This window comes from cf. Phormidesmis sp. LEGE 11477 (genome assembly GCF_015207105.1).
In the GTDB taxonomy this organism is placed as follows: domain Bacteria; phylum Cyanobacteriota; class Cyanobacteriia; order Phormidesmidales; family Phormidesmidaceae; genus Phormidesmis.
Genome location: NZ_JADEXO010000200.1, coordinates 1 through 5140, shown reverse-complemented (window position 1 = coordinate 5140; position 5140 = coordinate 1). Strand labels below are relative to the sequence as shown.

6 protein-coding genes are annotated in these 5140 nt (G+C 51.3%); all 6 read right to left on the bottom strand.

Going from position 1 to position 5140, the window contains the following annotated elements:
- Nucleotides 1-55: 55 nt before the first annotated feature.
- A complete protein-coding gene (locus IQ256_RS28285) occupies nucleotides 56-1552 on the bottom strand; it encodes a hypothetical protein (protein ID WP_193859024.1) in 1497 nt (498 codons plus the stop codon).
- 5 nt (nucleotides 1553-1557) lie between these two features.
- Nucleotides 1558-2478: an FkbM family methyltransferase gene (locus IQ256_RS28280; protein ID WP_193859023.1), complete on the bottom strand. Its 921-nt coding sequence runs from the start codon at nucleotides 2476-2478 to the stop codon at nucleotides 1558-1560.
- Entirely contained in the window at nucleotides 2396-3643 is a 1248-nt protein-coding gene (locus IQ256_RS28275; RefSeq protein ID WP_193859022.1) for an ABC transporter ATP-binding protein, read from the bottom strand. Before IQ256_RS28275 ends, IQ256_RS28280 begins: the two co-directional genes overlap by 83 nt.
- A 21-nt stretch (nucleotides 3644-3664) precedes the next feature.
- Nucleotides 3665-4501 carry an ABC transporter permease gene (locus tag IQ256_RS28270; protein WP_193859021.1) on the bottom strand — a complete coding sequence of 279 codons (837 nt, stop codon included), beginning with the start codon at nucleotides 4499-4501 and terminating at the stop codon, nucleotides 3665-3667.
- Between the two features lie 110 nt (nucleotides 4502-4611).
- Nucleotides 4612-4908 carry a hypothetical protein gene (locus IQ256_RS28265; RefSeq protein ID WP_193859020.1) on the bottom strand — a complete coding sequence of 99 codons (297 nt, stop codon included), beginning with the start codon at nucleotides 4906-4908 and terminating at the stop codon, nucleotides 4612-4614.
- A partial coding sequence (locus tag IQ256_RS28260) for a hypothetical protein (protein ID WP_228025367.1) occupies nucleotides 4905-5140 on the bottom strand: 236 nt, incomplete at its 5' end. The genes IQ256_RS28260 and IQ256_RS28265, both read right to left, overlap by 4 nt.

The window sequence follows — 5140 nt, the reverse complement described above, 5'->3', positions numbered from 1 at the left end:
ACAAGGGGCTGCGACAAGGTCATAATAATTTTTTTCAAGAGATCTATAATGGCAGTCAACTCTTTTTAAACAGAGCGCGATATAAACGCCTAATATGGAGGTAGATTGCATCGGGCAACCGTCGCTTCATCAGCCGCGTGGTTATATGAAATAAGCTGATAAAGCCCTGCCGTATCCGACGTTGGATGACCAGACGCGTTGTTCTTAAGTAGACCCACAGATCATCTCCAATCGTGCTTTTCTCAGCCCGTTTCATCGCCAGGAAATCTTTAAGGTCCTTCTCGGTGTTGCGCGCTTCCTTCAGCGACTGCACCACATGAAAAGCCGCAAATTTTACGCCGTGAAAGTAAAAGTGATTGCGCGGGTCTGACACAATCGCCTCGGCATCGAGCCCGTCGACCACATCATATTTTGCGTTGTGCCAGTTGATGTCTCCACCTTCATCAAAGCTGCCCTCTCCTCCGGCTTCGAGATAATCAAGGTCAGACACATCACGCAAGCCATAGGCTGCCAGCACCCCACCCGAATCAACCGCCACCCGATCCGCTGCGCCCGCCTGCGTCGTCACATTGCCAAATCGCTGTAAGAATCGATCAAACCGCGGCGTTTTCGCTCCGGACAAGTCCGCAAAACTTAACCAATGCCGCCCGTTGGCATTAAACAAGGTTTCGGCCAGAAGAAGTGTTTCTTCATGAGTATCAGTCGTATGGAGACCGTCATTGTCCTTGCCCAGATCAACCCGCAGCGCATCCTTGAAACCACGAACATCACGCCCCTGTTCTTGAAACGCCACAACACTTAATTCGCCGGCAGCACGATAGCGGTTCTTAGCAAAGCTCCGGGCGTGATGATCACTCCACCAGTCATCATGGTGACCGTATGAAAGATGCATGAGGTTTATTAGTGCGTTCATCGAGACCGGGGTGTTCTGCACGTAATCCACGTCAAAGCACTCTTGAAACTTCGTCACTGCCGCTTGCGAACTGCGGGTTCCAACACACGGAAACAACAGCGCAATCCGGCTTTTCGGCTTAAGGCGTATGAGCTCGAGAACCTGCGACTCAATCACTGACTCGGGAACGCCATTGCGGGTCAGAGACTGATAGTTCTGGACCATCCGCGCGCCGGCCAGCTCAACACATTGAATAGACTCAAGACCCAAGGCTACAGCACTGGCAACACGGTGTGCTCCATCCACAATTGTCCCGTCACAGGTTGGAATGACTAGTTCATCAATCGCGAATCCTCTGGCCCGCATTGACTCTATAAGACGATCGAACTGTTCAATGTAGTCCGAAAGACCGCTCTTGCCCGGATCATATTCACCCGCCCGCGCAAAGCCGTTTGTCTGCCCATTGAGCATCGATCCGTAACAGAACTGCGCCCAGGCAACACCGATCCCTGAAAGCTTTGCCCGCGCATAAACATAACGCGCAAGCACATCCAGACGCGCCCCGTTCATCAGATCCAAAGGGGCGGCACTGTAAATTTCAGCCCCATCTGGAACTGAATAATAATTCAAGGTGTTGGCATGAACGCGCTTTTCGAGCACAGAAGTTATCTCTGTTCCCGCGAACCAGGATCCACCTCAGCAACAATCAGACCATCTGCTGAAGAGCTTGCGTCAATATCGTGATCAAAAACAATCCTATAACCATAGCCCCTGAGAAGGGCCTTACACTTTTCATGTTTATCCTGGTGGGTTGATATGAATAAGTGCGAGATCTCTTTCGAGGACATTGCTTGCTCCGCACCAAGGAGCAGGTCTTCTTCAGCCCCTTGAATATCTGCGTGCAAAACATCGAGGTGCTTGATATTTTTTTGGCGAATGAACTCATCAACTGTCATCGGCTTAACATCCGCTTTGACAGTTCCGTCCCAGTCAAGGAACCCCTCAGTATCAAGTGATTTGGACATGAAATATTGCGAAAAATCGCCCTCAAGTCCATTTAAGGCAAAATTATCTCTGCCAATCTGAATTTTCTCAGGATTAGGCTCTATCAAATAATTCTTACGGCCATCATGCCCCCAACGAAACCACAGCGAGTAGTAAGCCCAATAGGAGCCAACTTCGAGCATGACGGCATCGTCTGGTAAGGTCTGAAGGACTTTATGAAACATGGCCTCTTCTTCCGGCTCGTGATGTCCCTTCAGTTTTTTGATAATGTGCGCCATCCAGTGCTGATGGTAACCCCCATAGCGCACATGAAGACCATTGTGCATTACCTGGGCTTTCTTGCCATCGATCCAAACCACTTGCCCGGCTTTATCCACCTTGGGGATGCCATCAGCACTCTTGTCTGAAGTCGTGCGCATTATTCTGGCTTTGTAGCGCCAGAGTTGACTTGCCCTATCAATAAGCTCAACGAAAAAACCTGAACGCGGATATAACAAGTTACCGTATCTTCCACTCAATAACCGGAGAAATTGCTGAGAGCCTGCGCCCTTGCCATGCCCCAGCTCGATTTTTATTTCCATCAACCTCGATGGAGAATTTCACGGGGCTGCTTTCCTGTGAAAAAATTGCACCTTGGTTAAGCACACCCGCTATGAGCGTTAGTGTGTACTCACCATCATTCAGTATGTTTTCCGGTATTTCTGACGAGACGACCACTCGCCCTTCGGGAAGGATTACTTCTTGGCCGAAAAAATCCTGACAATAAGACCAGTACAGAACGTTTCCAAGATCATCGGAAATCTGATAGCCGACGAGAAGATCATTGTTCTTTTTTAGAACATCGACTTCAATCACGACATTCAACACCTCATCGCTTGTGACAGTTCGCTCAATCGATGACATGCTTTGGTCGGCAATATGAAATTGCTTGGGCATTATATAGCTGTTTGAAATCACCCCCGCACCATTCCACTTATTGGCCTCGCCCCGGATTTGGCTTTGCAAATAGGATGCGAGGAGCGCGTTGATATCAAGGCTGTCTTCTTGGATTTTCCCCTGATTAAGGTATATTCCGCGCGGACACAGGGCCCGTATCGCATTTAAATTATGCGAAACGAAAAGGACCGTCCGACCACCTGCGGCAACGTCACGCATTTTCCCAAGGCACTTCTTTCGAAATTCGGCATCCCCCACCGACAACACCTCATCGACGATCAGAATCTCAGGCTCTAAGTGCGCTGCGACGGAAAAACCCAAGCGCGTTGCCATGCCACTGGAGTAGCGCTTTACCGGCGTATCCAGAAACTCTTCCACGCCGGAAAAGTCGACGATCTCATCGAACTTTGTGCGAATTTCCTGTTTGGTCAAACCAAGTACAGCACCATTCATGAAAATGTTTTCTCGGCCTGTCAGTTCGGGGTGAAAGCCGGTACCAACCTCAAGCAAGGAGGCAACACGCCCCTTGATTTGCAGCTTTCCAGCGCTCAGTTCCGTAATTCGCGAAATTACCTTGAGCAGCGTGCTTTTGCCCGCCCCGTTGCGGCCGATAATACCGACCACTTCACCTTCATTAATCTCAAAATTAACTTCCTGAAGTGCCCAGAACTCTTGTTCACCCAGATCGTCGCGGTTGCCTCTCCCAATGAATGCATTCGCCAGACTGTCCCGCAAAGTTCCATAGGATGTATCGGAGCCTTTACGGAATTTCTTACCCAAACCGTCACATTTGATGACCCAATTACTCATAATTTTTTTGCAACTGCTTTACTAAACGCGGTCGGCGAAATACTTTTCGATCCGCAGAAATGTTTGACTGCCGACAGCCAGAAGAACAACGATCCAGATCACCGTTGAGGCAATCGCCATCGTGTGCGGCATCCCTTCTCCGGTAATCGCCCAGCGCGTGCCCTGCACCACCGAGGCCATAGGGTTCAAACTGATCAGCCACTGCCAACGCTGTGGCACGAACGATAACGGATAGATAATCGGGGTTGCGTACATGGCAAACTGGATCAAAAACGGCAGTGCGATACCCACATCACGATAAAGCGCGTTCAGCCCCGCCAAGGTCAGAGATATCCCAAACGCCAACAGGGCCGCCATCAGGATAAAGAATGGCAATGTCCAAAGATGAGCGCTTGGCGCGTACCCGTAATAGATCATCAGCACGACCACCGCACCAAAGCCAATCACCAGATCGGCCAGCGGAGCGATAACGGACGAAATTGGCAGCACCATGCGTGGGAAATAGGTTTTGGTGACAATCGCCTTGTTGGTCACTAGGCAGCCACTCCCGGCCGCAACGGCTTTGGTAAAATACTGCCACGGCAACAGTCCGACCAAAGCAAACAAGGGATAAGGCAGGCCATCGGAGGGAAACCTCGCCAGCAGGCCAAATATAACCGTAAAGATCGCTACCGTAGCCACTGGCTGAAGCAGCACCCACAAGACACCCACTACCGCCTGCTTATAAAGCACCGAGATATCGCGCCAGGCGAACACCAATATCAGCTCGCGAAAACGCCAAATCTCAGCCAACGGAATAGAGCGCCACCCGTGTGAAGGGACGATGATCAACAGCGGTTGCTCTTGTCTCTCATTCATCTATCAAAAAATTCCGAATCATTAGGGTAGGATTTTCTCAAGCTACCGCACTCCGGGTGAAGTCGATCTCCCGCGAGCACGAATTTAAAGCTGTTGTGGCCGACGAGTCCTTAAGCGCTGGCCACGACGGCATCCACGCGCAGGGTGACCCGCACGCGCTGCCCGATCAGATCGAGCAGCACGTAAACGCGTTTGTCCTCAACCATTGTATCAAACAGCCCAGGGATAGATTCAGGCGCAGAACAAATCACGCGAAAACAACGGCGCAGTATATCAATGGCATTGGGGGCGTGGCGGCGGATCCTGCGATAACGCGGCGAGCAGGCCGCAAAGCCTTGGTTGCGTTGATGATACGCAGGATCTTCTACGCTCGATACACGGGTGTGCTCCGCATACCAGCGTTTCATGGCGCCTCACCCACTCCACTGCCTTGGCGCGAAATGCGCAGCAACGGCGGAGCCAGGACGACGCTGTCGCGCCCGGAACCGTATACGGCATTAAAGGCGTGCTGAGGGGCTTGGGCGCAGGTGATAACGATCACATCAGCCAGCGCCGCCTGAGCGCTTTGCACCACCGAAATTCCCTGAAATTCCTTATCATTGCGCCCCGGATCAATCACCGCCACCAGCCCCCCCACCT